This window comes from Sphingosinicella sp. YJ22, from assembly GCF_011320075.1.
Classification (GTDB): domain Bacteria; phylum Pseudomonadota; class Alphaproteobacteria; order Sphingomonadales; family Sphingomonadaceae; genus Allosphingosinicella.
In genome coordinates this window covers 23,706-49,769 of the sequence record NZ_JAANPA010000013.1, presented here as the reverse complement: position 1 = coordinate 49,769, position 26,064 = coordinate 23,706, and the positions used below count along the sequence as shown (strand labels likewise).

Here is a 26,064-nt window from a genome sequence, read left to right as displayed (position 1 = left end):
CGAATTAAACCTGTCGGACAAGCCGCCGTTACTGGGTTCGTGGCAGGGCACGGACGGTGCTGGGCTGCCAGGAATGAGCGGGAAAGGAACTTTCGAATGAGCGTGATCAACACCAATACTGCTGCGCTCCGCGCGCAGAACGGCAGCCGGGTTGCCAACAACAGCCTGCAGACTGCCATGGAGCGCCTGTCGAGCGGCAAGCGCATCAACACCGCCAAGGACGACGCCGCCGGCCTCGCCATCGCGAGCAAGATGACGTCGCAGATCCGCGGCATGAACCAGGCGATCCGCAACAGCAATGACGGCATCTCCTACGCCCAGACCGCCGAAGGCGCGCTGGGTGAGGTCACCAACATGCTGCAGCGTATCCGCGAGCTGGCCGTGCAGTCGGCCAACGGCACCTATGGCGCCTCCGACCGCACCAACCTCAACTCCGAGGTTACCGAGCTCAAGTCGCAGATCACCAGCATCCTCGCGACCACCGAGTTCAACGGCACGCGCATCTTCAACAGCAACGCCTCGGGTGCGACCTACACGGCCGCTACGGGCAGCGTCGCGATCCAGACCGGCACCAACAGCGGTGACACTGTCTCGATCAGCTTCTCGGCCCTGTCGGATCTGGCCGCGGCCACCGCGGTCGACACCGTCGCCAATGCCGGCACGGCGCTGGGCAACGTCGACACCACGCTGACCGCCGTCAACTCGACCCGCGCGAAGCTGGGTGCCGCCCAGAGCCGCCTCGAGTCGACCGTCAACAACCTGTCGAGCAACGTCACCAACCTGGCTGACGCGCGTTCGCGGATCGAGGATGCGGACTTCTCGCAGGAGACCACCAACCTCGCCAAGGCCCAGATCCTGAGCCAGGCGTCGACCGCGATGCTCGCCCAGGCCAACCAGAGCCAGCAGGGCGTGCTGAGCCTGCTGCGCTAAACGCAGGCACCGTCCGCTCGTTAAGCCCCGGGGTGGCGACACCCCGGGGCTTTTCGATTCTACAGAGTGATGCCTGACAGGCGCCAGGCCACGGCGATGACGATGATCGCGCCGAACACGATCATCGGCAGCCAGCTCCTCCATCCCTGCGGAAAGTCGCTGGGATGGGCTTTGCGGAACGCCGCAAAGCTCCGTTCCATCCCCTGCATGTGCGTGACCTGGGCGATCTCCTCGGGCATGCCCTTGGTAAGGAAGTCGAGCAGCTGCCGCCGCTCCTCGTCTGAGATGGCGGGAAAGGCGCGCAGCAGGTCGGCCATCCGGCCGAGACGCTTCGAAGCGGGCCCGGTGGGCGCCGGCGCGGCGAGATCATCCCGGTCCTGGACCGAGACGACGTTGGCGATCTTCATGATGTGATTCTCCATGGCGCGGCGACGCCCCCACGGACGCCGCCGATTTATGACTGAGGGGGCACTTCGCGTGGAAGTGCGGCAGTCACGCCGATGGAGGAGCGCGCGCTTGGTTGGCGTTGGGCCGCCGCTCGACTGGAGCCGAGCGGGACAGGATCGCGATCCGCGGCTCGCAGAGTGAGGGCTGGGCTGATTCTATCCCGGCCGGAAGAACCGCCGGATCGGCGCCGTCGCCGTCCTGATCTGCGCCGCCAGGGCCGCCCGGCTGTGCGGCCAGCCTCCCGTGCCCCTCGTCGGGAGCGAGGCCGCTCGCGATGTCGAGACTGGAGGAGGCCCGAGGAGCGACTGGCGCCGAGGCGAACGCCGCCGGCTGCCCGACCAGCATGCCGAACAGCAGCGACAGGAGCACGGAGGCTCGAGTCATTGTTGCGGACATCTGACTCACTGTCGCTCCCATCGCCCGTGACGGGCGCAAGGGCTAGATAGGGTGGCGAGCCGGGCTCGCCAACCTGTCGGCTTTTTAGCGGTCGCCGGCTCGGGCCGCCTGCGACCAGTCCCCGAAGCCGTCCTGGATGTCGACGACAGTCAGGTAATTGGCCAGCCGGTTCTCCTCGAGCCGGCGGATCAGCGCGTTGTCATGATACGGCAGAACGATCTCGGCGACCGCCTGCGACCACGGCGCGTCCATCGCGAACAGCACGCCGAGGCCGAACACGGCCGGTACTTCGGCGAAGGCATATTCTTCGCCCTCGGCCAGCGCCTCGGCGAGGAAATCGTCGATCGCCGTCATCACGCCGTTCTTGGGGCCGCCTTCGTGAAGCGCCGCGGCGAACTGCCCGCAACCGCGGAATCCGCGACCGGGGACCAGGCCGGCGAAGCCCGGTACCATGCCACTGTCCCAGTCGTGGGGATGGCGGAAGTCCGCAGGAATCTGATCCGGTGCGTAATAGAGGTCGCGGCGGGCGCAGGGCCAGGCGACGTCGTGGAGGAAGACCAGCATCGGCTTGCCGTCGCGGCGGCTGCAGGCGCGGATCTGCTTCAGCTCGTTATAGACCGTGTACCAATTGTGGTCGCCGTCGACGATCCAGGCGTCGACGTCGCGCTGGCCGTCGATCGCGTCGAGGCTCAGTGTGGCGACATGCCGCACCCCCGGACGCGTTGCGACCCAGTCGAGAAACTCCTTCTTGGGCGCGGGGTCGATGCTGGTCAGCCGCCCGCCATGGGCGTCGGCGATGTCCGCGAGGACCTGGCTCATGCCACCGAATTCCGCACCGATCTCGACGATTTCCCGCGCGCCCGCCACTTCCAGGGCTGGCACGATGATGTCCGCGAACTCGGACATGGAGTGGATGAGGAGATCGGCCATTATGCGGCTTCCTTCAGGGAGATACGGGGCGCGCGGCGCACGACCGGGCGGAAGACGAGGCTCAGAACCATCGGCTCCTTGGCTTTGGCGGGCGGCGGGACAAGCAGCAGTGCGTCCTCGCGGCAGCGGTAGAAACCCGGCGACACCTCCTCCATGCCTTCGAACAGGATCTGCGCCGGGCTGGCGGGAGTGATCGAGTCAGCGACTGGATCGTGGAGGCCGGCGGCGCTGTGAAAGGCCGCTTCCTCGATCTGCACCCATTCGGCAAAGGCTCCGAGCTGGACCCCGACGGCATATTGGCCGGCGCCGACGGGGAGCGTCGCCTGGTAATAGCCGTCATGGGTCGAGTGCGCCTCGACCGGAAGCAGGGTCTGGCTGGTCGCGCTGGCGATAAAGCCGTTGAGCTCGATCGTGTCGGCGTGGAAATCGGCCGGACGAAGATCGAACTGGTGACGCGTCGCCGCGAACATGGCGAGCAGGTGCGGCAGCCCGTGCTGCTGAAGCTCGCCCGGCAGATACATGCGGTTCGACTGGTTGACGTAGAAAAGGCCGCGGCGCTTGAGACCGGTGCCGGCAAGCTCGGGATCGACCAGCTTCACCATGTCGTCGGAACCGAGATTTACGTCGTGATCGAAGGCTTCGAGCACCTCGACCTCGGCTGCGGTCGGCATGAACAGGAAGCGGCCGAGAACGGCGGCGACCATTGAGCGGCGGCAATCGGCGTCGTCCGAAGCGGCCGACCGCACGACTGCGCCTTCCGCATTGCGCGCGAAGGCGACGCATGCCTCCTGCACGCGGTCGCGGACAGCGTTCTGAAGACCCTTCGGGCCGGCATCCTTGCGGACCGGCGAGCCGTCGAGGGAATAGTCGACTACCGAGCCCTGGGCGACGGTGGACAACTGCTCGATCACCGCGATCGGCATGCACAGCGCATGGATCGCGGCGAGATCGTAATGCCGCTCGTCGATCAGGCCCCTCTTATCGAAGCCGGTCTGCTCATGGTCGCGGAACAGCAGATAGCGTCCCGCGATCTGGATCCCGAAGCGGTCGCGAAGCACCGGCTCGATCAGGTTCTGGACCGTTCCGGCATAGCCGAGGTCGACGAACATCACGGCGTCGCCCTCGTTGACTCCGGCGCGGCGCAGATGCGCCACCAGCTTGTCGGCGAACTTGGCCGAGCGCTCGGCGATGATACGCAGCATCTGCGGGGTCTGGACTCCCCGGTTGAACTTCTTCTGCGCCTCGAAACCGAGCTCATTGCGGCACAGTTTGTTGGTCTCCTGGCGGTTGAGGCCGAGCTGGCGCGCAAGCACGTCGGTCCGGCCGTGGCGGCAATCGTCCGACAGGAAGTTGCAGATCACCTCCTTGCCGGTGAAACTGGCGCGGCGGGCGGTGAAGCGGCTGATCTCCACAGCCGCGCACTCCCGTTCGCCGAACAGGGTGCGATAGACCTGCATCGGCAAATGGCCGTCGCGCATCAAGAACAGCAGCTTGACCGGCTTGCCGGTGCGCTCCGCCATCTCGCGGCGCTCCGCCTCCACCCAGGCGGCGAAGGCATGCATGACCGGGCCGAGCACGTCGTGGCCGAGCGCGACGGCCGGATCGTCGCTGCCGTGAAGCGACAGGACCGGCCGGTGCGGCGCGACCGCGGGGCGGCTGTTGCGCACGCTTGAATCGATCATTGCCGCAGCCGACGCCTCGAAGCGCAGGCGCTGGGCGCATTCGCTGGTGAACTGGCGCAGATGCACGGTGTGGATGCCGAGCAGAGCGGGCGCGTCATGGTCCGCGACCTTGTTGTCGCCGACATGGAAGATCGTCTCGGGCCCGACGCCGAGGTCCTGGAGGACCGGCTTGAACAGCCCTTCCGCCTTGGCGAGGCCATAGGCGGAGGACACGAAGATGCGGTCGATGAGGCCGGCCACTTCCTCGCCCGCGGCGCGCGCGATCAGCTCGCGCAGCTGCACGTCGGACAAATAGGTGTCAGAGACGATGATGATCTCGAGGCCGCGCGCCTTCGCGTCCTTCATCAGCGCCACGGTCGGCGCGAAGGCGTAGCAATGGCGTGCCTCGGCATCGAGTTCGGCCTGAACGGCGGCCGCGATCTCGACGTCGTCGGCATACGGTTTGAGGCTGCGGTAGATCGCCTCGATCGCGATCTCGTGCTTGCCCGTTTCGAAATGCTGGCGCTTGCGGGCGCGGCTCTCGGCCCTGGCGCGGGGCCAAATGCCGCCGCCGGCGATCGGAAGCTCGGCGAACACGTCGCGCGGCGCCACCGTGTTGCGCCACAGCAAGGTGTCGAAGCAGTCGAGCGACAGGTAGCGCACGCTCGCCGGCGCCTGGTCCAGCAGGGTCGGCAGCTCGGCCGCGGCGACTGAAAGTTGCAGGGTCATCTTGTTCTCCGGAATTTCGTCAGGCCCAGTCGGCCAAATTCTTGCGCACCTTGTCCAAGGCGGCTTTCTTGATCTGACAGATGCGCGCGGCGCCGACGCCGAGCGTCTGGCCGATCTCGTCGAGGTTCATCTCCTCGACGAAGTAGAGCTGAAGAACCATCGCATCGCGCTCGGGCAGGGTGCGGATCGCGTCGGCGATCGCGCTTTTCAGCCCCTCGCGCTCGAGCGCCTGATCGGCGCGGTCCTCGACGTCGGCGAACCACATCGAATGGTCCGAATAGACTTCGTCGATCGACTCGTGGCGGACCGACTGAACGTCGTCGACCAGCTCGCGGTAGGACGCGGCGTCGAGGCCCATCTGCTCGGCCATCTCGGCGTCGGTCGGGGCTCGGCCGAACCGCCCCTGAAGAGTCTCGCGTGCCGCATTGAGCTCGCGCCGCCGCACCATCGCCGAACGGCAGATGGTCGCCGACTTGCGCAGGTGATCGATCATCGCGCCGCGGATTCGCATCGTCGCATAGGTCGCGAAGGCGTGGCCGCGGTCTTCGAAGGCGTTGGCCGCCTCGACCAAAGCGATCATGCCGATCTGCGCCAGGTCCTCGACCTCGATCGCCGACGCGACGCGGGCATGGACGTGCCAGGCGATCTTGCGCACCAGCTGCATGTGGGCGCGCACGAGCTGCTCCGGCGCGGCGCGCGGCCGGCGGGTATAGACCGGGATGGTCGGTTGCGGGTCAATGAGCGCCATGCGCGGCCTCCAGCCCGAAGAAGCGATGACCGCCGGGCATCATCGGCATGTCGAGGCCGGCGATTCGCTCGGCGAGGCGGCCGAAGGCGCGGCTCGCCGGCGACGACGGAAACGCCTCGACGCAGCAGCGTTTGGCGTAGACCGAGTCGCGCAGATAGGGGTCGTCCGGGATGGCTCCCAGATAATCCAGGTTGGCGGGCAGGAAGCGCCCGACCACGCCGCTGAACCGGTCGAACAGCGCCCGCCCCTCGGCGGCGCTGACTCGGTTGGCGACGACCGCGAAATCGGTGCAGCCGTGGCGCAGCGCCAGGCCTTTGACCAGCGCATAGGCGTCCATGAACGCGGTCGGCTCGCTCGCCAGGACGACGAGAATGAGGTCGGACGAGGCGACGAGGCTCAGCCCCTCGCCCGCCATTCCGCCGCCGGTGTCGACGAGGACATGGTCGTAATCGTCGGCATGCGGGCGGAATGCGTCGGCGAGAACGGCGCGGGCACCGTCGGCGAGGCCGCCGCCGAGCCCGGTGCCGCTATGCCCCGGCAGGAGCGTCATTCCGGCCGGCCCCTTGCGGGTCACCTCGCCGATGCGCCGCTCGCGGGTGGTGAGGTCGGCGATGGTGAGGTCGCTGTCGACGCCCAACAGGATGTTGGCGTTGGCCAGGCCGACGTCGCAGTCGACCAGCATCGTCCGCCGCCCGAGCCGCGCCAAGGACACGCTGAGGTTCACGCTCACATTGGTCTTGCCGGTCCCGCCCTTGCCGCTCGTCACGGCGATCACTCGGGCAGTCCTGGTACCGATCACGCTCACGCATCCACCTCTTGGTTGATCATGGTTTGGGGGACCTCGCCGCCGACGATGGCGATGACTTCGACCGCCTTGCCGTCGGGGATTTCGAGGAACGAGAAGACCGGCACGTCCGGCAGGTGCGGACCGAGCAGCCGCGACAGCGCCCGGCGGGCGAGCGGCGAGGTGACCAGGGCGAAGCGGCGGCCCTCGCCGAGCAGGGGCCCGGCGATCGAGCTGACCGCTCCGACCAGCTTCTGGCCGAGGCCGGGCTCGATCGGGTGGGTCGCGTCGCGCCCGGTGCGCACCGCCTGGGTGAGCAGGCTTTCGAGGCTCGCGTCGAGGGTAATGACCGGCAGCGGCATGCGCACCGGCACCAGGGTCTGGACGATCAACGCGCCGATCCGCTGGCGGACCTTCTCGACCATCTGCGCCGGATCCGGCTCGTCGCGGGCGACGTCGGCCATCGCCTCGGCGATCCGGCGGAAGTCCTTCAGCGGCACGCCCTCGGCGAGCAGAGCGCGGCACATCGCGGCGATCGCGGTCAGGCTCAGCGGGTTGGGCGTCAGATTGGCGACGAGCTGCGGCGCGCTGTCCTTCAGCGCGTCGAGCAGCTTCTGCGCCTCGTCCATTCCGAACAGGTCGGCGGCGGCGGTCTGGATGATCTGGTTGAGATGGGTCGCGGCGACGGTCGCGGCGTCCACGACGGTGTAGCCGGCGACGATCGCCTCGGCACGCTGAGCGGGCGGAATCCACACCGCGTCGAGGCCGAAGGTGGGGTCCTTGGCCGCCCGGCCCTCGATCCGATTGAGCAGGTCGCCGCTGTCGAGCGCGAGCAGCTCGTCGGGATAAATTTCGTCCTCGCCGACGATCACTCCGCCGACGGTGATCCGATAGGCGTTGGGAGCGAGCGCCATATTGTCGCGCACGCGCACCAGCGGAATGACGAAGCCCAGTTCGCGCGAGAGCTGGCGGCGGATGCCGGTGATCCGGGCCATCAGCGGCGCGCCCTTGCGCTCGTCGACCAGGCCGACAAGGCCGTAGCCGAGCTCGAGGCCGAGGGCGGCGTCGTCGCTGACCTCGTCCCAGCCGATCGCGGCGGGGTTCGGAGCCGGCGGCGCCGGCGGCGGCACCGCGGCCCTGGCGTCGGCACCCTTCTTGAGCTTCCAGGCGACATATCCGGCAAGCGCCGCGGCGGGCAGCACGATGAGATGCGGCATGCCCGGCAGAATGCCCAGAATGAAAAGGATGACCGCGACCGGGGTCCAGGCGCGGTGCGAGCCGAACTGGCTAGTGATCTGACCGTTGAGGTCCATCGGCGAGCTGACCCGGGTCACGATCGCGGCGGCACCGATCGACAGCAGCAGCGCCGGCACCTGCGCCACGAGCGCGTCACCGATTGCCAGCAGCACGTAGATTTCCGCTGCCTCGCTCATGCTGAGCCCGTGGCTGACCGTTCCGAGAATGAGGCCGCCGAGGATGTTGATGACGAGGATGAGGACGCCGGCGACAGCATCGCCCTTCACGAACTTGGAGGCGCCGTCCATCGAGCCGTAGAAGTCCGCCTCGGTGGCGACTTCCTGACGGCGGACCTTGGCTTCCTCGGGAGTCAGCAGGCCGGCGTTCAAGTCGGCGTCGATCGCCATCTGCTTACCGGGCAAGGCGTCGAGGGTGAAGCGCGCCGACACTTCCGAGACGCGCCCGGCGCCCTTGGTGATGACCACCAGGTTGATGATCATCAGGATCATGAAGACGAAGATGCCGACGGCATAGTCGCCGCCGATCAGGAAGTGGCCGAATGCCTCGATGACGTGGCCGGCCGCAGCAGTGCCCTCGTGGCCGTTGACCAGCACGACGCGGGTCGAGGCGACGTTGAGCGCGAGCCTCAGGAGGGTCGCGAACAGGAGGACCGTCGGGAAGCTGGAGAAATCGAGCGGCTTGGCGACGTTGATCGCGACCATCAGCACGGCGAGGCTGATCATGATGTTCACGATGAAGCCGACGTCCAGCATCGTCGCCGGGATCGGCACCACCATCAGCATGACCAGCATCAGGATGGCGAACGGCAGGACCGCGCCCTTGCCGGCGCCGATCCAGGCTTGGCGGGTCATCGCGGCGCGGCTCATGCCAAGCCTCCGATGTCGCCGCTGAGGTCGGCGAGAAGCATATAGGCGAGGCGCGCGTGGCGCGGCGACACGGCGGCGCCGGTCTCGGTCTCGGCCTGCAGAGCGGCGAGCCGCTGCGCAGGATTTTCACTGGCCGCGATGGTGACCGGGCGCGGAGTCACTGCCGGCGTCCGACCGCTGGTGCCGAGCCGGGCGGCCATCATGTTGCGGATCTCGTTGAAGCTTCGGGCCGCGCCGTCGCGCTTGAAGAAGATCGAGCGGTTGGCGCGCGCGGCATCGGGGAAGCTCGCTGCGGCGGCGGCATTCGGGCTCGCCTCGTGCGCGCGCAGGAAACGGGTGGCGCCGCCGGCGCCGAGGAAATGAGCCAGGTAGAGGTCGACCGGCTCCATCTCGCGGCCGAGCCGGCGCTCGAGATGGGCGCGATTGTCGTTGGCGAACTCGGCGGCCATGGCCGAGGCGGCCTCGGGATTGCGGCGCAGGTCCATGATCTGGAGGCGAAGCGTCGGATCGCTGACATGGAAGCGCCCGTTCGATCCACGCTGCACGGCATTGGCGGCCCAACCCATTCCGTTGGCGGCGCCATGCCTGTCGATCATCGCGAGCCAGGTCTGGTCGACGAACTGGTAGAGACCCGTGGCGGACGACGTGCGCGCCCGCGCGTTGGGGTTCAGGCTGCTCTCCAGGCGCGCCTGGTTATAGAGGTAGGAAAAGTCGACGCCGCTCCGCTCCGCCGCCTGCCTGATGGCGGCGTCGACCCGGCCAAGAGAGCCGGTCGCGGCAGCAGCGCTGGAACTGGTCGTCGAATTCATGACACCCCCGGGTGGTACGGGGATGAGAATGCAAGGGGTGTGCCAGTCCTCTTTTGCAGGACTCAGGCTCATCGCTCGTCCTGAGCGTAGTCGAAGGGCGTCCGATCAGAGTCTGTGCAAGCGCCCTTCGACTTCGCTCAGGACGATCGGGGAGATTTGCTCGGCTATTACGAGCGCGAGTAGGTCGGCGCCCGGCCCCGGGCGATGGCGAGGGCATCCGCCCGGCGGCGGGCCTGGTCAGCCAGCACGTTGAGGCGCATCGCGGCGGCGTCGGCGAGGCCGCCGATCCGCTCCGCCGCGGCCTTGAGCTCGGGCGTGGCGACCCACGCCTGGACGCTGCCGAGCGAGGTCAAAGTCTCGTCGAGGCCGGTGCAGGCCTTGCCGATCGCATCGATGTCGTTGGTGTCCAGCGCCGCGATCAGCGCTTCGTGGCGTGCCTGCAGCTGCGCCAGCGGCTGGAGGTTCATTGCGGCAGGTCGAGCGCCAGCATCGCCTCGGCGAGGCGATCGGCGTCCACCGGATAGCGGCCCTCGGCGATCGCCTGCTTGATCGCGGCGACCTTGGCGCCGTCAATCGGCGCGCCCGACGAGGCGATGTCGGAAACCAGGCTGCCGACGGTGATGTGGCCTGCCTTGCGGGCATCGTTGCGCGCATGGATTTCGGCCGAGACACCCTGTCCCGGGGCGCTCCGGTTGGCTTCGATGCGGCCGCTGCCGCCCTTGCCGATCCCGTTGATCATCGCCTTCATTCCTTATCCACGCGGCTGCCGCGAACTTCTCAACAAAGCATTACGGCAGAAATCACGATCAATTAAATCCGCTCATCAAAATTCGTCCGTCGGGCAGCACCTGACCGATGATCGGTGCGGCGCGCGGCTCGGTGCGGACCCGGATTCGGTCGCCCGGCGCGCCGTCCTGATCGGCCACCGCCTGGCGGCTGACCGTGAAGCTGCCCGAGATCACCACCAGGGAAACGGGATCGCCACGCCGTACCACCGGCGCGACGCGCGCATGACGGGCGGCCGCCGGAGACGCCCCCCAGTTCGACTCTCCGGCGGCCTGGGCGGCGTCATCGCGCACCACCGGCACGCGGATCCGCCAGCCAAGCTGTTCGCATCTTACCGTCGCCGCTCCGAGCATCGGAGCTTCGACGCTGACCGGCCCCGGGCAGGCCGCGAGCCGCAGCCGCCGGTCAATCGGCCGGGCCGGGCCGCCCGGCTCGCCGATGCCGGCGCCCAGCGCCGCCGAAACCCTGTGCTCCAGAGCCTCGATGTCCTCGAAGCTCTGCGCCGCCGCCGGCGCCGCGGTCGTCGCCGCGATGGCCAGGGCCAGGTGTCGGAAAATTGGCGTCATCGTCTGTGGCTCCACTCGTTCGCGAGCATCGAAGCAACAGCCGTGCCAAGGCGGCATTTCCCCCGGGCGCCTGACAAAAAAGGCGGGAGGATCGGCTGCCCCCGCTCAGGGTCATCCCATCCTCCCGCCGAACCGGGCGAACCGGCAAAACGCCGCCGGCACCGGCAAGAAACTGCCGGATATGTCCCCGCCGCCCGTGAGGGACGAGATGTTCCGGAGCGTGCGGTAAAACTGGCACGGCCGTTGCATCGAGGCGCCGGGGGCACCTGCCATGTCGGAATAACGGCGCCCCGCAACGGAACTTTAGAGGGGACATTCAATGTCCGAGGATTTGTTCGGAGTTCATGGTCAGGCGCTGGCGCTTCGCTCGCAGCGGCTCTCCATGCTCGCCTCCAACATCGCCAATGCCGCCACTCCTGGCTATCGCGCGCGTGACATCGATTTCACCGCCGCGCTCGATATGGCCTCGCAGGGCATGGGCGTCGGCGACGCCGGCGATTCCGCGACCCGCTACCGCGTCCCCGTCAATCCGTCGATCGACGGCAACACCGTCGAATTGTCGACGGAGCAGACGCTCTTTGCGGAAAATGCGGTCCAGTACCGCGCCACCCTCTCCTTCCTCGAGGGCCGCATCAACACCATCCGTCGCGCTCTGAAAGGCGAATGACCATGGCCGACAATCCCATGTCCATCTTCGACATCAGCGGGCGCGCGATGAGCGCGCAGCTCGCACGTCTCAACACCACCGCGTCCAACCTCGCCAATGCCGGCAGCGTGTCGGGCAGCCGGGGGACGGCCTATCGCGCGCTTCGCCCGGTGTTCACCGTCGCCGAGGGCGCGCCGGGAGTCGCCACCGTCGACGCCGGCCGGATCGTCCGCACCAACGTCGAGCCGACCCGCCGTCACGATCCCGACCACCCGCTCGCCGACGCCAATGGCGACGTGTGGGTCGCGGGCGTCGACACCGCCGCCGAGATGATCGAGATGGTCGAGGCCTCGCGCCAGTATCAGAACAACGTCCAGGTCCTTCAGACCGCCAAGACCCTCATGCTCGACACGCTGAGGCTCGGCCAGTGAGCGGCGCCACCGACATCGTCGCCGGCCTGAATGGCCGCAACACGGCCACGCCGACCGTGGCGAGCGCGATGGGCGGCCTCGACCAGGCCGCCTTCCTGCGGCTGATGACCACCCAGCTCACCACCCAGGACCCGTTCAACCCGGTCGACAACACCCAGATGGTCGCCCAGATGGCGCAGTTCAGCCAGGTCGCCGGCATCGCCGAGATGAACCAGAATCTGCGCGCCCTGGTGTCCTCGATGGGCGGCGGCCGCTTCACCGAGGCGTCGAGCTGGATCGGCCGGGCGATGCTCGTCCAGGCCGATATCGCCACGCCGCTTTCCGACGGCACCTATGCCGGCGAGCTGAGCTTCGACGCCGATGCCGACGAGGTCAGCGTCTCCTTCGTCGATGCCGCCGGCAACACCGTCCACACGATGGATCTCGGCGCCCGCGAGGCGGGTGCCACCGCGTTCCACTGGGACGGCAAGAACGCCGCCGGCGAGCTGGTCGCGACCGGCCCTCTGCAGGTCGTCGTCACCGCCCGCGCCGCCGGCTCGCCGGTCCAGCCCAACATCGCGACCTGGACCGGAATCGCCGGCATCCAGTCGCCCGCCAACGGCGGCGAGAGCCGCCTCGTCACCGGTCTCGGGCTCCTGAAGCCCGAAGACGCCATCCGCCTCGCCTGACCCGAATTTCCAAGGAGCAATTTCATGTCCTTCTACACTTCGCTGTCCGGCCTGAAGGCCGCCCAGACCGACCTGTCGGTGACCGCCAACAACATCGCCAATGTCGGCTCGATGGGCTTCAAGCGCAGCCGCGCCGAGTTCGGCGACATCAAGCCGCCGTCGTCGACCACGGCCGGCATCGGCACCCGCCTGAAGTCGATCACCCAGCAGTTCACGCAGGGCAATTTCGAGGCGTCGAGCCGTGAGCTCGATCTCGCCATCAACGGCGCCGGCTTCTTCGTGACGCGCAACCAGGCCACCTCGGGCGACACCTATCTCACCCGTAGCGGCTCGCTTGCCATCACCTCCGACCGCTACCTGGTCGACAGCAACCGCGACTATGTCCAGGTGCTGCCGGTCGACGCGTCGGGCAACCTCACCGCGACCGATCTCGCCTCGGCGACCAGCCTGCAGCTCCCGGCGGCCAGCGCCACCGGCTCGGCGCTCAGCAGCATCGACATCGGCAAGACCGGCCTCGTCACCGCCACCTTCGCGGACGGCACCACCGAGCCGCTCGGCGCGGTGATGGTCGCCAACGTCACCAACCCGGAGGGCCTCGCCCAGCAGGGCAATGCGCGCTGGTCGATCACCGGCGAGGCCGGCACCGTCACCAGCGCCACGCCCGGCACGTCCGGCATCGGCACCGTCGAGAGCGGCGTGCTCGAGCGCGCCAATGTCGACATCACCGAGGAGCTGGTCGGCCTGATCACCGCCCAGCGCAACTTCCAGGCGAACGCCAAGGCGATCGAGACCGCCAACGCGATCACCCAGACCGTCACCAACATGCGGACCTGATCGGGACGCTCGAAGGGACCTGAACCATGGATCGGCTCGTCCATACCGCCTTGTCCGCGATGCGCGGCGCGATGCAGCGCCAGGCGGCGACGGCGAACAATCTCGCCAACGCCGCCACGACCGGCTTTCGCGCCGAGGTTTCGGCCGCGCAGGCGGTCTACATGGCCGACGAGGGCGAGGTGTTCGGCGCCCGCACCGCCCAGCAGGTGCTCAGCGCCGACATGGCTGCGGGCACGGTCACCCAGACCGGCCGCCCGCTCGACATCGCCATGGCCGGCGACGCCATGCTCGCGGTCCAGGCGCGCAACGGCGAGGAGGCCTATACCCGCCGGGGCGACCTCCAGGTCTCCGACAGCGGCCTCGTCACCACCGGCGACGGCACGCCCGTCCTCGCCGAGGGCGGTCCCCTCACCATCCCGCCGGCCGACGATGTGCGCATCGACCAGGACGGCGCGGTGTGGATCGTGCCGGTGGGCGGCGATCCCAACAACCCGACCCAGATCGACCGGCTGCGGCTGGTCAGCCCGCAGGGCAGCCGAGTCGCCAAGGGCCTCGACGGCCTGTTCCGCGTGCGCGGCGGCGGCGCCCTGCCCTCCGATCCCGACGCCCGGGTCATCACCGGGAGCCTCGAAGGCTCGAATGTCAACGTGAGCTCGGCCCTCATCGACATGATCGAGGCGAGCCGCGCCTGGGACAACCAAATGAACCTCATCACCTCGGCGCGCGACATGGACACGTCCGCCGCCGACCTGATGCGCCTGCCCTAAGGAGCAAGATCAATGAGCAACGCCGCCCTTCACGTCGCCCGCACCGGCCTCGACGCCCAGTCGGCCCGCATGCGAGTCATCGCCAACAATTTGGCGAACGTGAACACGACCGCGTTCCAGCGCGAGCGCGCTGAGTTCCAGACCCTGTCCTACCAGACCCTGGTGGCGCCCGGCGCCGCGTCGTCCGGAGACAACCGCTATGCGATCGGCCTGTCGCTCGGCACCGGCGTGCAGATGACCGGCACCGCCCGCGTCGCCACCGCCGGCTCGCTCAACAGCACCGACAACCCCTATGACCTCGCCATCCAGGGCGACGGTTATTTCCAGATCCAGCGCCCGGACGGCACCACCGCCTACAGCCGCGCCGGCAATTTCCAGGTCTCGCCCGAAGGCCAGCTGGTCACCGGCGACGGGTTCCCGGTGATGCCGGACATCCGCATCCCGGAAGGCGCCAGCGCGATCACGATCAGCGCCGACGGCAAGGTCTCCGCGACCGTCGCCGGCGAGACCGAGGCGACCGAGGTCGGCCAGATCGAGCTCGCCCGCTTCGTCAACCCGGCCGGCCTCCTGCCGCTCGGCGACAATCTCTACCAGGCGACCCAGGCCAGCGGCGAGCCGCAGGTCGGCGCCGCCGGCCAGGAAGGCCGCGGGATCATCCGCCAGGGCATGCTCGAGGGCTCCAACGTCAATGTCGTCCAGGAGCTGGTCGACATGATCGAGACCCAGCGCGCCTACGAGGTCAATTCGAAGATGGTCTCGGCCACCGACGAAATGCTCCGCAACGCCAACCAGCAGCTGTGATCATGATGCGCGCGACCCTCCTGCTGCCGGCGGCCCTGCTGCTCACCGCGGCCTACGACCCGGATCCGAACGCCCCGGCGTTCCGGCCGAGCTATGCCGTGCCGGCGCCGCCGCCGCCGGCCAACGGTTCGATCTTCCAGGCGTCGAACGGCTACGCGCCGCTGACCAGCGGCCAGCGCGCCGCCCAGGTCGGCGACGTGCTGACCGTCGTCCTGACCGAACGCACCCAGGCGCAGGCCACCGCCGGCACCAACACCCAGCGCGATTCCAGCCTCGGCCTCACCCCGCCCACCACCGGCGTGCTGTCGCGCCTGTTCAGCGCCTCCGACGTGAGCGCCAGCGGCGGCTCGCAATTCGCCGGCCAGGGCCAGACCGCCCAGTCGAACCAGCTGTCCGGCGAGATCAGCGTGACCGTGGTCGAGCTGTTCGCCAACGGCACCATGCTGGTCCAGGGCGAGAAGCGGGTCCGGCTCAACCGCGGCAACGAGTTCATCCAGGTCACCGGCCTGGTTCGCCCCGCCGACATCACGCCCGACAACCGCATCGCCTCGACCCGTTTGGCCGATGCTCGGATCACCTATTCCGGCCGCGGCGAGATCGCCCGCGCCGCCCGCGAGGGCTGGCTGACCCGCTTCTTCAACATCCTGAGCCCGTTCTGAGGTGTCCGCGATGACCATCTTCCGCACGATCCTCCTCGCCCTGGTCGCCGCCTTCGCGGTCGCGGCTCCGGCGCAGGCAAGCCGGGTCAAGGATCTCGGCTCCTTTCAGGGCGTCCGCACCAACCAGCTGACCGGCTACGGAATCGTCGTCGGCCTCGCCGGCACGGGCGACGACAACCTCGCTTACGCGACCCAGGGCATGACCGGCGTCGCCAGCCGCTTCGGCCTGACCCTGCCGCCGGGCGTCAATCCGTCGCTGCGCAACGCCGCCGCGGTGATGATCACCGCCGAGCTGCCGCCCTTCGCCAATCCGGGCCAGCGCATCGACATCACCGTCTCCGCGCTGGGCCGCGCGCGCTCCCTTCGCGGCGGCACCCTCATCATGACTCCGCTGCGCGGCGCCGACGACCAGATCTATGCGATGGCCCAGGGCAACCTTGTCGTCGGCGGCCTCGGCGTGTCCGCTCAGGACGGCAGCCAGGTCACGGTCAACGTGCCGAGCGCCGGCCGAATCCCGGGCGGCGCCACGGTCGAGCGGTCGGTCGACACCGGCTTCGCGACCGCGCCGCAGCTGCGCTTCAACCTGTTCGAGGCCGACCTCACCACCGCCGGCCGGGTTGCCGAGGCGATCAACCGCGAGATCGGCCAGCCGATCGCCAGCGCCGTCAACGGCGGCTCGATCGCGATCGACGCGCCGGACGGCGCCGAAGCCCGAACCGCGCTGATGGGCCGGATCGAAAATGTCCTGGTCGATCCGGGCGACGCCCCGGCGCGGGTCATCGTCAACTCGCGCACGGGCACGGTCGTGATCAACGGCGCGGTGCGGATCAGCCCCGCCGCGGTCAGCCACGGCCGCCTGACGGTGTCGGTCGAGGAAAATCCGCAGGTCATCCAGCCGGAGCCCTTCTCGCGCGGCCAGACCGCGGTCCAGCAGGACAGCGCGATCCGGGTCGAGGAGGAACGTGCCCGCATGTTCGACATGGGCGCGGGCGCCAACCTCTCGGAAATCGTCCGTGCGGTGAACGCGATCGGCGCGACCGCGTCCGATCTCGTCGCCATCCTCGAGGCGCTGAAGCAGGCGGGCGCGCTGCGCGCCGAGCTGGTGATCCTGTGATCAATCCCGCCGCCGCCAATCCCGCCGCCCAGGCGACGGACCCGGCCGCCACTCGGCGCGAGGCGCAGATGCGCCAGGCCGCCGAGGCGTTCGAGGCCGTCTTTCTTCGCCAGGTCATCGGCTCGATGCGCCAGGCGAAGATCGGCGAGGACCTGTTCGGCTCGAGCGCGAGCGACCAGTTTCGCGACATGGCCGACGCCCGCCTCGCCGACGACATGGCGGCGCGCGGCAGCTTCGGCATCGCCGAGCTTCTGCTCCAGCAGTTCGGCCGCGGCGGCACGAGCCCCGACGGCGGCACCAATGACGGGGGTTCCCGATGAGCGACCTGCTCGGCCTCGGCCTGTCGGGCCTTCGCGCCTACCGCACCGCTCTCGGCGCGGTCGGCGAGAATGTCGCCAACGCGGAGACTCCGGGCTTCACCCGCCGCAGCGTCACGCTGACTCCGGGAGTCTCCGGCGGCGCGCGGCTCACCCCCTATAGCGGGGAGAGCTACGTGTTCGGCGGCGTCCGGGTGCAGGGCATCGAGCGCGCCTGGGACATGTTCAGGGCCGCCGAGATGCGCCACGCGAGCTCGGCCGCCGGCCGCACCGAAGTGCGCGAGCAGTGGCTGACCGGCATCGAGACCATTCTCGACGACGGCCCCTACGGGGTCGGCGCCAAGATCACCGCCTTCTTCAACGCCGCCGACGATCTCGCCGCTACGCCGGGCGACCGTTTCGGCCGCAGCCAGTTCCTCGCCAAGCTGGACGATGTCGCCGGCGTCTTTCGCAACAATGCCGACGCTCTGCGCCGCCTCTCCGCCGGCATCGGCGACGCCGCCCAGCTCGACGTTCAAGCGGTCAACAACGCGGTAAACGGCCTCGCCCAGCTCAACACCGCGCTGCGCGCCGCGACCCCGGGAAGCACGGTGCGTGCAGCGATGGAGGATGATCGCGACCGGCTGATCGACACCATCGCCGAGCGGATCGGCATCGTCACCTCGGACAATGCGGACGGCACCGTCCAGGTCAGCCTGGCCGACGCGCCCGGCTCCGTCCTGGTCAGCCCGACCGAAACCGCGAGCCTGTCGCTCACCATTGCAGGCGATGGCCGGCTGTCGCTGCAGGTCACCAACAGCAGCGGCGCGGCCGCGGTGGTGCCGAGCGCCGGCAAGCTCGCCGGGCTCGTCGAATCGGCGGACATCGCCGCGACTCGGGCGTCCGAGCTGTCCACTCTCGCCATCGACTTCGCGGTCCAGCTCAACACCTGGTCCTCGAACGGGCGCGACCAGGCCGGCAATCCCGGCCCGGCGCTGCTCGATCCGGCCGGCGGCGCCGGCGGAATCCGCGCCCTGGTCACCGATCCGGCGCTCGTAGCGGCGCAGTCCGGCCCCGGTGTGCCCAACGGCAACCTTCTTGCGCTCGATGCGCTGCGCGGCACCAATGGCGTCGAACGACGCTGGACCAATCTCGTCGCCGGCCATGCCCAGACGCTGTCGTCGGCCAGGTCCGAGCACGCCGCAGCGTCCGCATGGCGCGACACCAGCTTCGGCGCGCTTGACGAGATCACCGGCGTCGACCTCGACCGCGAGGCCGCCGACCTGCTGCGCTTCCAGCAGGCCTACAGCGCCGCCGCGCGCATCATCCAGGTCGGTCGCGAGACCGTCCAGGACATCCTCAACATCTTCTAGGGCGCGACATCATGATCAGCGGCACCCGCTACCAGCTTCGTCTCGAGACCAACCGCCAGCTCCGCCTGGCGGGCGAGATCGCCCGCGCCCAGGCCGAGATCTCGACGGGCAAGAAGATCCTCGCGCCGTCGGACGATCCCGCCGCCGCCGCACGAATCTCCGACATCGGCCGCAGCCAGTCCAACCAGACGACCTGGCGCTCCAATCTCGACAAGGCGATGGCGATCTACGCCCAGGCCGACGGAGTCCTGAAGTCGCTCGGCACCACCTTCACCCGCGCCTCGGAGCTGATGGTCCAGGGCGCCAGCCGCACCATGTCGAGCACCGACCGCAACGCGATCGCGCTCGAGCTGGAAAGCCTGTCCCAGCATGTCGCCTCGCTTCGCAGCACCCGCGATTCCCGCGGCGAGCTCCTGTTTCCGGACGGCCCTGCGATCCGAATCCCGGTCGCCGCCGACCTCGAACTGAGCGCCGTCGCCACCCGCAATGCCGTGTTCGACAACGTCACAACGCAATATGGGACGACCAATCTCACCAAGATCCTCAACGATGCCGCGCTCGCCCTTCGCGGTGGCGAGCCCGCTCCGATCAACGCGCTCATGAACGAGGTGAATTCCGCGGTGAACCACATCGCGGCCGTCCATGCCGACCACGGCTCGCGCGGCAATCGCATCGAGGACATGATCGAGCAGTCGGAATCCGTGAAGATCGTCATGGAGGACGAGCGCATGGGCCTCGAAAGCGCCGATATCGCCGAGGTCGTGGCCCGGCTCCAGGCCAAGGAGCTGTCGCTCGAGGCGGCCCAGGCGGCCTTCGCCCGCATCAACCGGTCGAACCTGTTCGACCTGATCGGCTAGCCCCTCCGGTCGCGGAGGGTCGAATGGCCGGCAAATATCCTGACCGCGCCTTTAACCATTAAGTCTCGCCGCCCGCGCCGTTAATCCCCTTGGGCGAAGTGTCTTTCGCCCCAGTGTCGAGGGAGCGGGGACCGGAATGTTTGCGGGCATCGGGATTATCGTCGTCCTGGTGATGGTGTTCGGCGGGTTCATCATCGCTGGTGGCAAGATGGACGTGCTGGCGCACGCGCTTCCGCTCGAGATGATGATCATCGGCGGCGCAGCGCTCGGCGCCACCATCGTCGGCAACAATGGCCGCGAGCTCAAGGCGCTGTCCGGCGCCTTCCTCAAGGCGTTCAAGGGCCCGCGCTACGGCCGCCAGGACTTTCTCGACACCATCTTCCTCGTCTCCAAGCTGATGAAGATGCTGCGCACCGAAGGCCCGGTCGCGGTCGAGCCGCATATCGAGCAGCCCGAGACCAGCGCGATCTTCGGCGAATATCCCAAGCTGATGAAGGACCAGGTCCTCATCCACCTGATCTGCGACACGTTGCGCTTGGTCGTCGTCTCCTCCGGCACGCTCAATCCGCATGCCATGGAGGAAGTGATGGATAACGCCATCAAGACCCACCATCATGACGTGATCCGGCCGGTCAATTCACTTCAGACCATGGCCGACGCCCTCCCCGCGCTCGGCATCGTCGCGGCGGTGCTGGGAGTCATCAAGACGATGTCGTCGATCGACGAGCCGCCGTCGGTGCTCGGCGGCATGATCGGCTCGGCGCTGGTCGGCACCTTCCTCGGCGTGCTCTTGTCCTACGGCTTCGTCGGCCCGTTCGCCAACCGCGCCCGCCAGGTTGTGGAGAGCGACGCCGCCATCTACGACGTCGTCAAGCAGATCATCATCGCCTCGCTGCACGGCCATCCGCTGCCGCTGGTCATCGAGGCGGCGCGCTCGGGCATCGCCCACAACAACCAACCTGCCTTCGCCGACGTTTTCGACGGCATGCGGGGCCGCTGATATGCCCAGGACTCGCTCGCGCGGGAGCGCTCTCTAATGGCCACCGCAGCCCGCGGGCGCAACGAGCCGCCGCCCCAGCCGATCATCGTCAAGAAGATCGTCCAGGAGAACCACGACGCCCATCACGGCGGTGCGTGGAAGATCGCCTATGCCGACTTCGTGACGGCGATGATGGCCTTCTTCCTGCTGCTGTGGCTGGTCGGCGCAGTCGACGAGGCCAAGCGCAAGGGCCTCGCCGACTATTTCACGCCGACGGTGATCGAATATCGCCAGAACAGCGCCGGCTCGAACGGCATCATGGGCGGCGACTCGATCATCGCGGAGGAGAATTATCCGCACAAGGCGCAGCAGACCGGTTCGCGCTCGATCGTCATCCCGCGCTCGGCGCTGGGCGGCCCGCAGACCGGCTCGGCCCAGCAGCGCGAGCAGGAAATGGCGCGCTTCGCCCAGCTGCGTTCCGAGCTGATGCGGCGCATGGAGCAGGACCCGCAGCTGCGCTCGCTGATGAGCCACATCTCCTTCACGCAGTCCGACGCCGGCCTGCGCATCGACCTCGTCGATGAGGCCGACTTCTCGATGTTCGAGGTCGGCACCAACGTCCTTCGCCCGCAGGCGGCACGGCTGCTGCGTCAGGTCTCCCAGGTCATCCAGCCGGTGTCGAACCAGGTGGTGGTGCGCGGACACACCGACTCGCGGCCGTGGACCAATGCGCGCATGAACAATTGGATGCTGTCGACCGCCCGGGCCGAGACCACGCGCACCGTCCTCGAAGGCGCAGGCGTCCCGCTCCCCCGCTTCACCCGCATCGAGGGCGTCGCCGACCGCGAACCCTATGTCGCTGGCGACCGGCTCGACCCGCGCAACCGCCGCATTTCGATCACCCTCCTATGGGCCGACGGGCAGGATCGCTCTCGGCCGATCGTCTCGGCCTCGGCGGCGCCAGCCGGAGGCGGCGCCAGGTCCTCGCGCTAAACATGATCCTTGCCGAAACGACCTGGCGCTGTGTAAAATGTGCAACGAGATTGGCACTTTAGCATCAGGCGTTGCATTCCCGGGGGCGCGGGCGGCGCGCGGTCGGATCGGCGGGGGCGTGAACGACAAGAAATCGCGCGATGACGCGCACCGGAGGACGTTCAGGGCGATCGGCGATTTCCTCGCCCTTCACGGCCTCGAACCGACCCCCGAAAATTATACCCTGGTCTATGGTCTCGTCAGCGACGACACCACGCCTGTCGCGCGGATGATCCTCGCGCTGACGGCCGACGGCGTGCGCCTGACCCAGCGCGACGTCGACCGCATCCGCAAGCAGATCGACGAGGAATTTCCCGGGCTCGAGGAGGACAAGGCGGCCGAGCTGATCGCCGATCTCAGGCGTTCGATGGAGAATTTCACCTCGGTCGTCGACGCGACCCGGGAAGAGACCCGCAGCTACGAAGCCGACCTCGCGCGCGGCGCCGAGGATCTCAACGCGCATGCCACCGCCAATCCCAGCATCTCCACGGTCGCGCGCCTGACCGGCGCCATGCTGGAGCGCACCCGCGCGGCCGAAGCGCAGCTCGCGGTCGCCCGTTCGGAGGCGGACGCGCTGCGCGAGAAGCTCGCCGAGGCCGAGGAAGAGGCGCGCAGCGACGCCCTCACCCGCCTCCCCAACCGCCGCGCCTTCGAGACCCGGCTCGACGAGGTGATGCGCTCGGGCCAGCTGTGCAGCCTCGCCATTTGCGACATCGACCGCTTCAAGCGCGTCAATGATGGCCATGGCCACGGCGTGGGCGACCGAGTGCTGCGCATGGTCGCCGAGACGCTCCAGCAATCCTGCGGCGAGCACATGGTCGCCCGGCTCGGCGGCGAGGAGTTTGCGGTTCTGTTCGACGGCCTGACGCCCGTCGAGGCCGCGGTCTTGCTCGACCAGGCGCGCGCCGACCTCGCCGTGCGCGACTTCCGGGTCCGGGAGACCGACGCTCCGCTCGGCCAGATCACCTTCTCGGCCGGAGTCGCGCGTTGCACCGGCGATTCGCCGCTCAAGCGCGCCGACAACCTCCTCTACGAGGCCAAGGACGCCGGCCGGAACAGGATCGCCGCCGAGGCGGACTAGATCCCGCCGTCGGTAACCTCGCGGCCCGAGGCCGCGAGCGCCGCCGCCAGGTCGCCGGCGCATGCCGCCAGCGCCGCTTCGTCGTCGCTTCGCACCACGAAGTTCGCGCCCGCTTTGCCGTCGCGGAAGAAGGGGTAGGAGCCGATCTGGCAGCGCGCATGCGCCTTCTCCGTCGCCGCGAGCAGCTCGGCGACCTCGCTCTCCGCCACCCAGCAGCCGAGCGTTCGCGACAGCAGCGGCCGCCCCCCCTCCAGCGCCCCGGTCAGCGCGTCGAGCATCATCGCCGCGATCCGCGGCACCCCCGCCAATATGTAGATGTTGCCGACCTTGATCCCCGGCGCGCCCGAGAAGCGGTTCTCGATCAGCTCGGCGCCCTCGGGCACGCGCGCCATCCTGAGCCGCGCCTCATTCACCCCGCCGCGATCCGCATAATAGGCCTCCAGCGCCGCCCGCGCCGTCGGATGAACCACGACCGGCAGGCCCAGCGCCGCGGCGATTCCGTCGACGGTGATGTCGTCATGGGTCGGACCGATCCCGCCCGTCGTGAACAGGTAATCGTAGCGCTCGCGCAGCGCGTTGGTCGCCTCGGCGATCGCCTCGATCCGGTCCGCGACCATGCGCACCTCGGTCAGGCGGATGCCCTGAAGGTTCAGCCAGGTCCCGATCTGCACGACATTGAGGTCCTGGGTCCGCCCCGACAGGATCTCGTCGCCGATCACCAGCAGCCCCGCCGTCCAGATGCGCGCGTCGTCCGACATGGCATCGGCCATGGCTGAAAGGCACAGGCGCGACAAGCAGTCCGCGTTCATTGAGAATGCGCCTGCCTCTCGCTATATCGGCGCGATGCAGGACATGGCTCTTTCCGACGGCGTCATCATCGGCCGCAGCGGCGCGATCAAGCTTCATGGCCCGGCGGGCTTCGAGGGCATGCGCCGCGCAGGACGCGTTGCCGCGGAGATTCTCGACGCGCTCGCCGCGCACGTCGTCCCGGGCGTCACCACCCAGGAGATCGACGACATCGTGTTCGCCGAGATGCGCGCCCGCGGCGCCATCCCCGCGACTCTCGGCTATCGCGGCTACACCAAGAGCTGCTGCACCTCGATCAACCATGTCATCTGCCACGGCATCCCGGGCGAGAAGGTCCTCAAGGACGGCGACATCGTCAACATCGACGTGACCCCGATCGTCGACGGCTGGCACGGCGACACGAGCCGCATGTATCTGGTCGGCGACGTCGGCATCAAGGCGCGCCGCCTGGTCGACGTCACCTACGAATGCCTAATGCTCGGCATCGAGGCGGCCAGGCCCGGCAACCATCTCGGCGACATCGGCGCTGCGATCCAGCGCCATGCCGAGGCGAACCGCTATTCCGTGGTGCGCGACTTTTGCGGCCACGGCCTCGGCCAGGTCTTCCACGACACGCCCGAGGTGATCCACGCCGCCCGCGCCGGGACCGGCCCGGAACTGAAGCCCGGCATGTTCTTCACCATCGAGCCGATGATCAACATCGGCAAGCCGACCTCCAAGATCCTCGACGACGGCTGGACCGCCGTCACCCGCGACCGCTCGCTGTCCGCCCAGTTCGAGCATTCGATCGGAATCACCGAGGACGGCTGCGAGATCTTCACCAGGAGCCCCAGGGGCCTCGACAAGCCGCCTTATTAGGACCGTCGGCGTCCCGCCGCTGGGGCCGGGGCGCACAATCTGCTATGCTGACCGGACTCGCTGCCTCGGGGGAGGAGCCGATGTCCAATACGACCTTGATGACCCGTCGGGCTCTGGCCGGCGCGCTGGTCGGCGGCGCCGCGGCCGCCGCGGCCGCAAGCCGCCTGTTCGCCCAGGCAAGCCTTCAGCCGACGCCGGAATCGACACGCGGCCCCTTCTTTCCCGCCACGCTGCCGGCGGACGACGATGCCGACATGGTCCAGGTGCGCGGCCGCGCCGGCCGAGCGCAAGGCCAGGTCATCGAGGTCAGCGGCCGCCTGCTCGATCGCCACGGCAATCCCATCTCCGGCGGTCGGATCGACATCTGGCAGGCCAATGCCGCCGGCCGCTACGACCATCCCCGGGACATCAGCACCGCTCCGCTCGACCCGGATTTCCAGGGTTTCGCGCGGCTTCGCACCGGCCCCGGCGGCGAATGGCGGATCACGACAATCAAGCCCGGGGGCTATGATTCCCCGATCGGGCATCGCCCTCCGCACATCCATTTCGATGTCGCCGGCCGCGGCCGCAGCCTGGTCGCTCAGATGTATTTTCCCGACGAGGCCGCGGGCAATTCCGCCGACAGCCTGTTCCGCGAACTGGGAGCGGCGGGGCCGCGTTCGGTCGCGGCGCTGGGCAACCCCAACGTCTATCGCTGGGACATCATCCTCGCCGACGGCTGAACGACAGACGCCCCGGCTGTCGGGCTGGGGCGCTCCGTCTCGAACCCGACGAGGTAAGGCTTCTCAGTCGCCGGTGGGGACGCGCCGGTAGGGCACGAACTCGTCGAGGAAAACGACGCCCCTGAACATGCCGGTGGTCGGGTCGACCAGCTCAAGCGTATCGACGCGGCACAGCGAATTGGTGCTGGTCCGGTTGACCTGGGCGCTCCAGCCGTCGAGCTGGTCGGCGCCGGAGCGCGGCCGGTTCACATAGATCACGCTGCCGACTTCATAGAGAAGCGCGGTGCCGCGGATGGTCCGGCTCGATCGGATCGAACGCAGATTGAGGCAGCTGACCGGTTCCCCGGCGACTCGGCCCTCGAGAGCGCGGGCCAGCTCGGCCTCGCCGCTGGGGCGTTCGCGCGGCTGCGCCTGGGCCGGGGCCGCGCCAATTGCGACGGCGCCGAGAAGGAGGGGAAACAGCTTGCGTGTCATGTCGAGTCTCACTCGGCCATTCTGGTTGCGTAGGCAACTAGCCGCGCACGACTGAACAGAGCCTGACTTAATCGTCGGTGCGCGGTCGGTGCGGCATCGCTTGCGCCGGACGGACGCCGCCTTATGCTCGCCGGCGTGAAGAAGATCGAAGCCGTCATCAAGCCGTTCAAGCTGGACGAGGTGAAGGAGGCGCTGACCGACGCCGGGGTCAGCGGAATCACCGTCACCGAGGCCAAGGGCTTCGGCCGCCAGAAGGGCCATACCGAGCTCTACCGCGGCTCCGAATATGTCGTCGACTTCCTGCCCAAGGTGAAGCTGGAGGTGGTGGTCGACGACGACCAGGTCAGCCGCGTCGTCGAGGCCATCGCCGCCGCCGCCAAGACCGGCCGCATCGGCGACGGCAAGATCTTCGTCTCCCCCGTCGAGCAGGCGATCCGAATCCGAACCGGGGAGCGGGATTCAGACGCGATCTGAAGGGCGTCATGCACAACACGAACGCCACAGAGGGTCAGCATCCCTCCATGTCGCCCGAGGAGCTGCGCTCGGCGATGCGCACGCTCGATTGCCGCACCCAGAGCGACCTCGCCGCCGCGATCGGGGTCAGCCGCTCGGCGGTCAGCCTGTGGCTGGAAGGCAAGGTCGGCGTGCCACGGCCGGTCGCGATGCTTCTGCGCATGCTCGTCCAGGCCCGCCGCCGCGGCTATTGAGCGCGTTGCCCACGTGAAATCTTAACTCCGGGCTGGACCGCCCGCGCCG

General features: G+C 68.6%; 32 protein-coding genes. 19 read left to right on the top strand and 13 right to left on the bottom strand.

Going from position 1 to position 26,064, the window contains the following annotated elements:
* The first annotated feature begins 96 nt into the window (after positions 1–96).
* Positions 97–930 (top strand): flagellin, encoded by an 834-nt coding sequence (locus tag G7B71_RS06690; RefSeq protein ID WP_166039165.1) that lies wholly within the window; start codon positions 97–99, stop codon positions 928–930.
* Positions 931–989: 59 nt separating this feature from the next.
* Here the strand turns inward: G7B71_RS06690 and G7B71_RS06685 are convergent, their stop codons facing one another.
* The 11 genes from G7B71_RS06685 to G7B71_RS06635 all read right to left on the bottom strand — a co-directional run bounded on the left by G7B71_RS06685 (position 990) and on the right by G7B71_RS06635 (position 10,909).
* A complete protein-coding gene (locus G7B71_RS06685; RefSeq protein ID WP_166039163.1) occupies positions 990–1,337 on the bottom strand; it encodes a hypothetical protein in 348 nt (115 codons plus the stop codon).
* Positions 1,338–1,422: 85 nt separating this feature from the next.
* Positions 1,423–1,761, bottom strand: coding sequence for a hypothetical protein (locus G7B71_RS06680; RefSeq protein WP_166039161.1), 339 nt, complete (start codon positions 1,759–1,761; stop codon positions 1,423–1,425).
* A gap of 96 nt (positions 1,762–1,857) precedes the next feature.
* Positions 1,858–2,703 (bottom strand): class I SAM-dependent methyltransferase, encoded by an 846-nt coding sequence (locus G7B71_RS06675; protein WP_166039159.1) that lies wholly within the window; start codon positions 2,701–2,703, stop codon positions 1,858–1,860.
* Entirely contained in the window at positions 2,703–5,093 is a 2,391-nt protein-coding gene (locus tag G7B71_RS06670; RefSeq protein WP_166039157.1) for a hydrolase, read from the bottom strand. The genes G7B71_RS06675 and G7B71_RS06670 overlap by 1 nt, the downstream gene beginning before the upstream one ends.
* Positions 5,094–5,112: 19 nt before the next feature.
* On the bottom strand, positions 5,113–5,841 hold the full coding sequence (fliA, locus tag G7B71_RS06665; RefSeq protein ID WP_166039155.1) for an RNA polymerase sigma factor FliA: 729 nt from the start codon (positions 5,839–5,841) through the stop codon (positions 5,113–5,115).
* Complete coding sequence (locus G7B71_RS06660; RefSeq protein WP_166039153.1) at positions 5,828–6,646, bottom strand: AAA family ATPase; 819 nt, start codon at positions 6,644–6,646, stop codon at positions 5,828–5,830. The genes fliA and G7B71_RS06660 overlap by 14 nt, the downstream gene beginning before the upstream one ends.
* On the bottom strand, positions 6,643–8,748 hold the full coding sequence (gene flhA / locus G7B71_RS06655; protein ID WP_166039152.1) for a flagellar biosynthesis protein FlhA: 2,106 nt from the start codon (positions 8,746–8,748) through the stop codon (positions 6,643–6,645). Before flhA ends, G7B71_RS06660 begins: the two co-directional genes overlap by 4 nt.
* The gene (locus tag G7B71_RS06650; protein ID WP_166039150.1) at positions 8,745–9,557 is read right to left on the bottom strand and encodes a transglycosylase SLT domain-containing protein; all 813 of its coding nucleotides are present in this window, start codon (positions 9,555–9,557) and stop codon (positions 8,745–8,747) included. The genes flhA and G7B71_RS06650 overlap by 4 nt, the downstream gene beginning before the upstream one ends.
* 167 nt (positions 9,558–9,724) lie before the next feature.
* Entirely contained in the window at positions 9,725–10,024 is a 300-nt protein-coding gene (locus tag G7B71_RS06645) for a hypothetical protein (protein WP_166039148.1), read from the bottom strand.
* Positions 10,021–10,305, bottom strand: a complete 285-nt coding sequence (gene flgM, locus G7B71_RS06640; RefSeq protein WP_243406136.1) for a flagellar biosynthesis anti-sigma factor FlgM — start codon at positions 10,303–10,305, stop codon at positions 10,021–10,023. Before flgM ends, G7B71_RS06645 begins: the two co-directional genes overlap by 4 nt.
* 58 nt (positions 10,306–10,363) lie before the next feature.
* Positions 10,364–10,909, bottom strand: a complete 546-nt coding sequence (locus G7B71_RS06635; protein ID WP_166039146.1) for a flagella basal body P-ring formation protein FlgA — start codon at positions 10,907–10,909, stop codon at positions 10,364–10,366.
* Positions 10,910–11,228: 319 nt separating this feature from the next.
* Between G7B71_RS06635 and flgB the strand changes: the two genes are divergently transcribed.
* The 14 genes from flgB (at position 11,229) to G7B71_RS06565 (ending at position 22,447) form a co-directional block, all read left to right on the top strand.
* On the top strand, positions 11,229–11,576 hold the full coding sequence (gene flgB / locus G7B71_RS06630; protein ID WP_166039144.1) for a flagellar basal body rod protein FlgB: 348 nt from the start codon (positions 11,229–11,231) through the stop codon (positions 11,574–11,576).
* Positions 11,573–11,986, top strand: a complete 414-nt coding sequence (gene flgC / locus G7B71_RS06625; protein WP_243406135.1) for a flagellar basal body rod protein FlgC — start codon at positions 11,573–11,575, stop codon at positions 11,984–11,986. Before flgB ends, flgC begins: the two co-directional genes overlap by 4 nt.
* Positions 11,983–12,654 (top strand): flagellar hook capping FlgD N-terminal domain-containing protein, encoded by a 672-nt coding sequence (locus G7B71_RS06620; RefSeq protein WP_166039141.1) that lies wholly within the window; start codon positions 11,983–11,985, stop codon positions 12,652–12,654. Before flgC ends, G7B71_RS06620 begins: the two co-directional genes overlap by 4 nt.
* Before the next feature lie 24 nt (positions 12,655–12,678).
* Positions 12,679–13,488 (top strand): flagellar hook-basal body complex protein, encoded by an 810-nt coding sequence (locus G7B71_RS06615; protein ID WP_166039139.1) that lies wholly within the window; start codon positions 12,679–12,681, stop codon positions 13,486–13,488.
* Between the two features lie 26 nt (positions 13,489–13,514).
* Positions 13,515–14,255: a flagellar basal body rod protein FlgF gene (flgF, locus tag G7B71_RS06610; RefSeq protein WP_166039137.1), complete on the top strand. Its 741-nt coding sequence runs from the start codon at positions 13,515–13,517 to the stop codon at positions 14,253–14,255.
* 12 nt (positions 14,256–14,267) lie between these two features.
* Positions 14,268–15,056 (top strand): flagellar basal-body rod protein FlgG, encoded by a 789-nt coding sequence (flgG, locus tag G7B71_RS06605; protein WP_166039136.1) that lies wholly within the window; start codon positions 14,268–14,270, stop codon positions 15,054–15,056.
* Between the two features lie 5 nt (positions 15,057–15,061).
* On the top strand, positions 15,062–15,715 hold the full coding sequence (locus tag G7B71_RS06600) for a flagellar basal body L-ring protein FlgH (protein WP_166039204.1): 654 nt from the start codon (positions 15,062–15,064) through the stop codon (positions 15,713–15,715).
* A 16-nt stretch (positions 15,716–15,731) separates the two neighbouring features.
* Positions 15,732–16,829 carry a flagellar basal body P-ring protein FlgI gene (locus G7B71_RS06595; protein ID WP_207774729.1) on the top strand — a complete coding sequence of 366 codons (1,098 nt, stop codon included), beginning with the start codon at positions 15,732–15,734 and terminating at the stop codon, positions 16,827–16,829.
* Positions 16,829–17,149, top strand: a complete 321-nt coding sequence (locus G7B71_RS06590; protein ID WP_243406139.1) for a rod-binding protein — start codon at positions 16,829–16,831, stop codon at positions 17,147–17,149. Before G7B71_RS06595 ends, G7B71_RS06590 begins: the two co-directional genes overlap by 1 nt.
* Entirely contained in the window at positions 17,146–18,498 is a 1,353-nt protein-coding gene (gene flgK / locus G7B71_RS06585; protein WP_166039132.1) for a flagellar hook-associated protein FlgK, read from the top strand. The genes G7B71_RS06590 and flgK overlap by 4 nt, the downstream gene beginning before the upstream one ends.
* 11 nt (positions 18,499–18,509) lie before the next feature.
* Entirely contained in the window at positions 18,510–19,355 is an 846-nt protein-coding gene (locus G7B71_RS06580; RefSeq protein WP_166039130.1) for a flagellin, read from the top strand.
* A gap of 136 nt (positions 19,356–19,491) precedes the next feature.
* Positions 19,492–20,355 carry a flagellar motor stator protein MotA gene (motA, locus tag G7B71_RS06575; protein WP_166039128.1) on the top strand — a complete coding sequence of 288 codons (864 nt, stop codon included), beginning with the start codon at positions 19,492–19,494 and terminating at the stop codon, positions 20,353–20,355.
* Positions 20,356–20,391: 36 nt separating this feature from the next.
* The gene (locus tag G7B71_RS06570; protein WP_166039126.1) at positions 20,392–21,327 is read left to right on the top strand and encodes a flagellar motor protein MotB; all 936 of its coding nucleotides are present in this window, start codon (positions 20,392–20,394) and stop codon (positions 21,325–21,327) included.
* A 118-nt stretch (positions 21,328–21,445) separates the two neighbouring features.
* On the top strand, positions 21,446–22,447 hold the full coding sequence (locus G7B71_RS06565) for a GGDEF domain-containing protein (protein WP_166039124.1): 1,002 nt from the start codon (positions 21,446–21,448) through the stop codon (positions 22,445–22,447).
* On the opposite strand, the gene G7B71_RS06560 is transcribed toward G7B71_RS06565, so the two are convergent.
* Positions 22,444–23,205 carry a competence/damage-inducible protein A gene (locus tag G7B71_RS06560; protein WP_166039122.1) on the bottom strand — a complete coding sequence of 254 codons (762 nt, stop codon included), beginning with the start codon at positions 23,203–23,205 and terminating at the stop codon, positions 22,444–22,446. The two genes, G7B71_RS06565 and G7B71_RS06560, sit on opposite strands and share 4 nt — an antisense overlap.
* An 85-nt stretch (positions 23,206–23,290) precedes the next feature.
* On the opposite strand from G7B71_RS06560, the gene map reads away from it, so the two are divergent.
* Positions 23,291–24,112, top strand: coding sequence for a type I methionyl aminopeptidase (map, locus tag G7B71_RS06555; protein ID WP_166039200.1), 822 nt, complete (start codon positions 23,291–23,293; stop codon positions 24,110–24,112).
* 80 nt (positions 24,113–24,192) lie between these two features.
* On the top strand, positions 24,193–24,834 hold the full coding sequence (locus G7B71_RS06550; protein ID WP_166039120.1) for a protocatechuate 3,4-dioxygenase: 642 nt from the start codon (positions 24,193–24,195) through the stop codon (positions 24,832–24,834).
* 63 nt (positions 24,835–24,897) lie between these two features.
* Here the strand turns inward: G7B71_RS06550 and G7B71_RS06545 are convergent, their stop codons facing one another.
* Positions 24,898–25,308, bottom strand: coding sequence for a hypothetical protein (locus G7B71_RS06545; RefSeq protein ID WP_166039118.1), 411 nt, complete (start codon positions 25,306–25,308; stop codon positions 24,898–24,900).
* 135 nt (positions 25,309–25,443) lie between these two features.
* On the opposite strand from G7B71_RS06545, the gene G7B71_RS06540 reads away from it, so the two are divergent.
* Both G7B71_RS06540 and G7B71_RS06535 read left to right on the top strand, forming a co-directional pair.
* Positions 25,444–25,782 (top strand): P-II family nitrogen regulator, encoded by a 339-nt coding sequence (locus G7B71_RS06540; protein WP_166039116.1) that lies wholly within the window; start codon positions 25,444–25,446, stop codon positions 25,780–25,782.
* Positions 25,783–25,790: 8 nt separating this feature from the next.
* On the top strand, positions 25,791–26,015 hold the full coding sequence (locus G7B71_RS06535; protein WP_166039113.1) for a transcriptional regulator: 225 nt from the start codon (positions 25,791–25,793) through the stop codon (positions 26,013–26,015).
* Positions 26,016–26,064: the final 49 nt, after the last annotated feature.

What these genes read in the sequence shown, in the direction of transcription:
- G7B71_RS06690 (WP_166039165.1), top strand. Translation starts at nt 97, where the DNA reads ATGAGCGTGATCAACACCAATACTGCTGCGCTCCGCGCGCAGAACGGC.
- G7B71_RS06685 (WP_166039163.1), bottom strand. Translation starts at nt 1,337, where the DNA reads ATGAAGATCGCCAACGTCGTCTCGGTCCAGGACCGGGATGATCTCGCC.
- G7B71_RS06680 (WP_166039161.1), bottom strand. Translation starts at nt 1,761, where the DNA reads ATGACTCGAGCCTCCGTGCTCCTGTCGCTGCTGTTCGGCATGCTGGTC.
- G7B71_RS06675 (WP_166039159.1), bottom strand. Translation starts at nt 2,703, where the DNA reads ATGGCCGATCTCCTCATCCACTCCATGTCCGAGTTCGCGGACATCATC.
- G7B71_RS06670 (WP_166039157.1), bottom strand. Translation starts at nt 5,093, where the DNA reads ATGACCCTGCAACTTTCAGTCGCCGCGGCCGAGCTGCCGACCCTGCTG.
- fliA (WP_166039155.1), bottom strand. Translation starts at nt 5,841, where the DNA reads ATGGCGCTCATTGACCCGCAACCGACCATCCCGGTCTATACCCGCCGG.
- flhA (WP_166039152.1), bottom strand. Translation starts at nt 8,748, where the DNA reads ATGAGCCGCGCCGCGATGACCCGCCAAGCCTGGATCGGCGCCGGCAAG.
- G7B71_RS06650 (WP_166039150.1), bottom strand. Translation starts at nt 9,557, where the DNA reads ATGAATTCGACGACCAGTTCCAGCGCTGCTGCCGCGACCGGCTCTCTT.
- G7B71_RS06645 (WP_166039148.1), bottom strand. Translation starts at nt 10,024, where the DNA reads ATGAACCTCCAGCCGCTGGCGCAGCTGCAGGCACGCCACGAAGCGCTG.
- flgM (WP_243406136.1), bottom strand. Translation starts at nt 10,305, where the DNA reads ATGAAGGCGATGATCAACGGGATCGGCAAGGGCGGCAGCGGCCGCATC.
- G7B71_RS06635 (WP_166039146.1), bottom strand. Translation starts at nt 10,909, where the DNA reads ATGACGCCAATTTTCCGACACCTGGCCCTGGCCATCGCGGCGACGACC.
- flgB (WP_166039144.1), top strand. Translation starts at nt 11,229, where the DNA reads ATGTCCGAGGATTTGTTCGGAGTTCATGGTCAGGCGCTGGCGCTTCGC.
- flgC (WP_243406135.1), top strand. Translation starts at nt 11,573, where the DNA reads ATGACCATGGCCGACAATCCCATGTCCATCTTCGACATCAGCGGGCGC.
- G7B71_RS06615 (WP_166039139.1), top strand. Translation starts at nt 12,679, where the DNA reads ATGTCCTTCTACACTTCGCTGTCCGGCCTGAAGGCCGCCCAGACCGAC.
- flgF (WP_166039137.1), top strand. Translation starts at nt 13,515, where the DNA reads ATGGATCGGCTCGTCCATACCGCCTTGTCCGCGATGCGCGGCGCGATG.
- flgG (WP_166039136.1), top strand. Translation starts at nt 14,268, where the DNA reads ATGAGCAACGCCGCCCTTCACGTCGCCCGCACCGGCCTCGACGCCCAG.
- G7B71_RS06600 (WP_166039204.1), top strand. Translation starts at nt 15,062, where the DNA reads ATGCGCGCGACCCTCCTGCTGCCGGCGGCCCTGCTGCTCACCGCGGCC.
- flgK (WP_166039132.1), top strand. Translation starts at nt 17,146, where the DNA reads ATGAGCGACCTGCTCGGCCTCGGCCTGTCGGGCCTTCGCGCCTACCGC.
- G7B71_RS06580 (WP_166039130.1), top strand. Translation starts at nt 18,510, where the DNA reads ATGATCAGCGGCACCCGCTACCAGCTTCGTCTCGAGACCAACCGCCAG.
- motA (WP_166039128.1), top strand. Translation starts at nt 19,492, where the DNA reads ATGTTTGCGGGCATCGGGATTATCGTCGTCCTGGTGATGGTGTTCGGC.
- G7B71_RS06570 (WP_166039126.1), top strand. Translation starts at nt 20,392, where the DNA reads ATGGCCACCGCAGCCCGCGGGCGCAACGAGCCGCCGCCCCAGCCGATC.
- G7B71_RS06560 (WP_166039122.1), bottom strand. Translation starts at nt 23,205, where the DNA reads ATGTCGGACGACGCGCGCATCTGGACGGCGGGGCTGCTGGTGATCGGC.
- map (WP_166039200.1), top strand. Translation starts at nt 23,291, where the DNA reads ATGCAGGACATGGCTCTTTCCGACGGCGTCATCATCGGCCGCAGCGGC.
- G7B71_RS06550 (WP_166039120.1), top strand. Translation starts at nt 24,193, where the DNA reads ATGTCCAATACGACCTTGATGACCCGTCGGGCTCTGGCCGGCGCGCTG.
- G7B71_RS06545 (WP_166039118.1), bottom strand. Translation starts at nt 25,308, where the DNA reads ATGACACGCAAGCTGTTTCCCCTCCTTCTCGGCGCCGTCGCAATTGGC.
- G7B71_RS06535 (WP_166039113.1), top strand. Translation starts at nt 25,791, where the DNA reads ATGCACAACACGAACGCCACAGAGGGTCAGCATCCCTCCATGTCGCCC.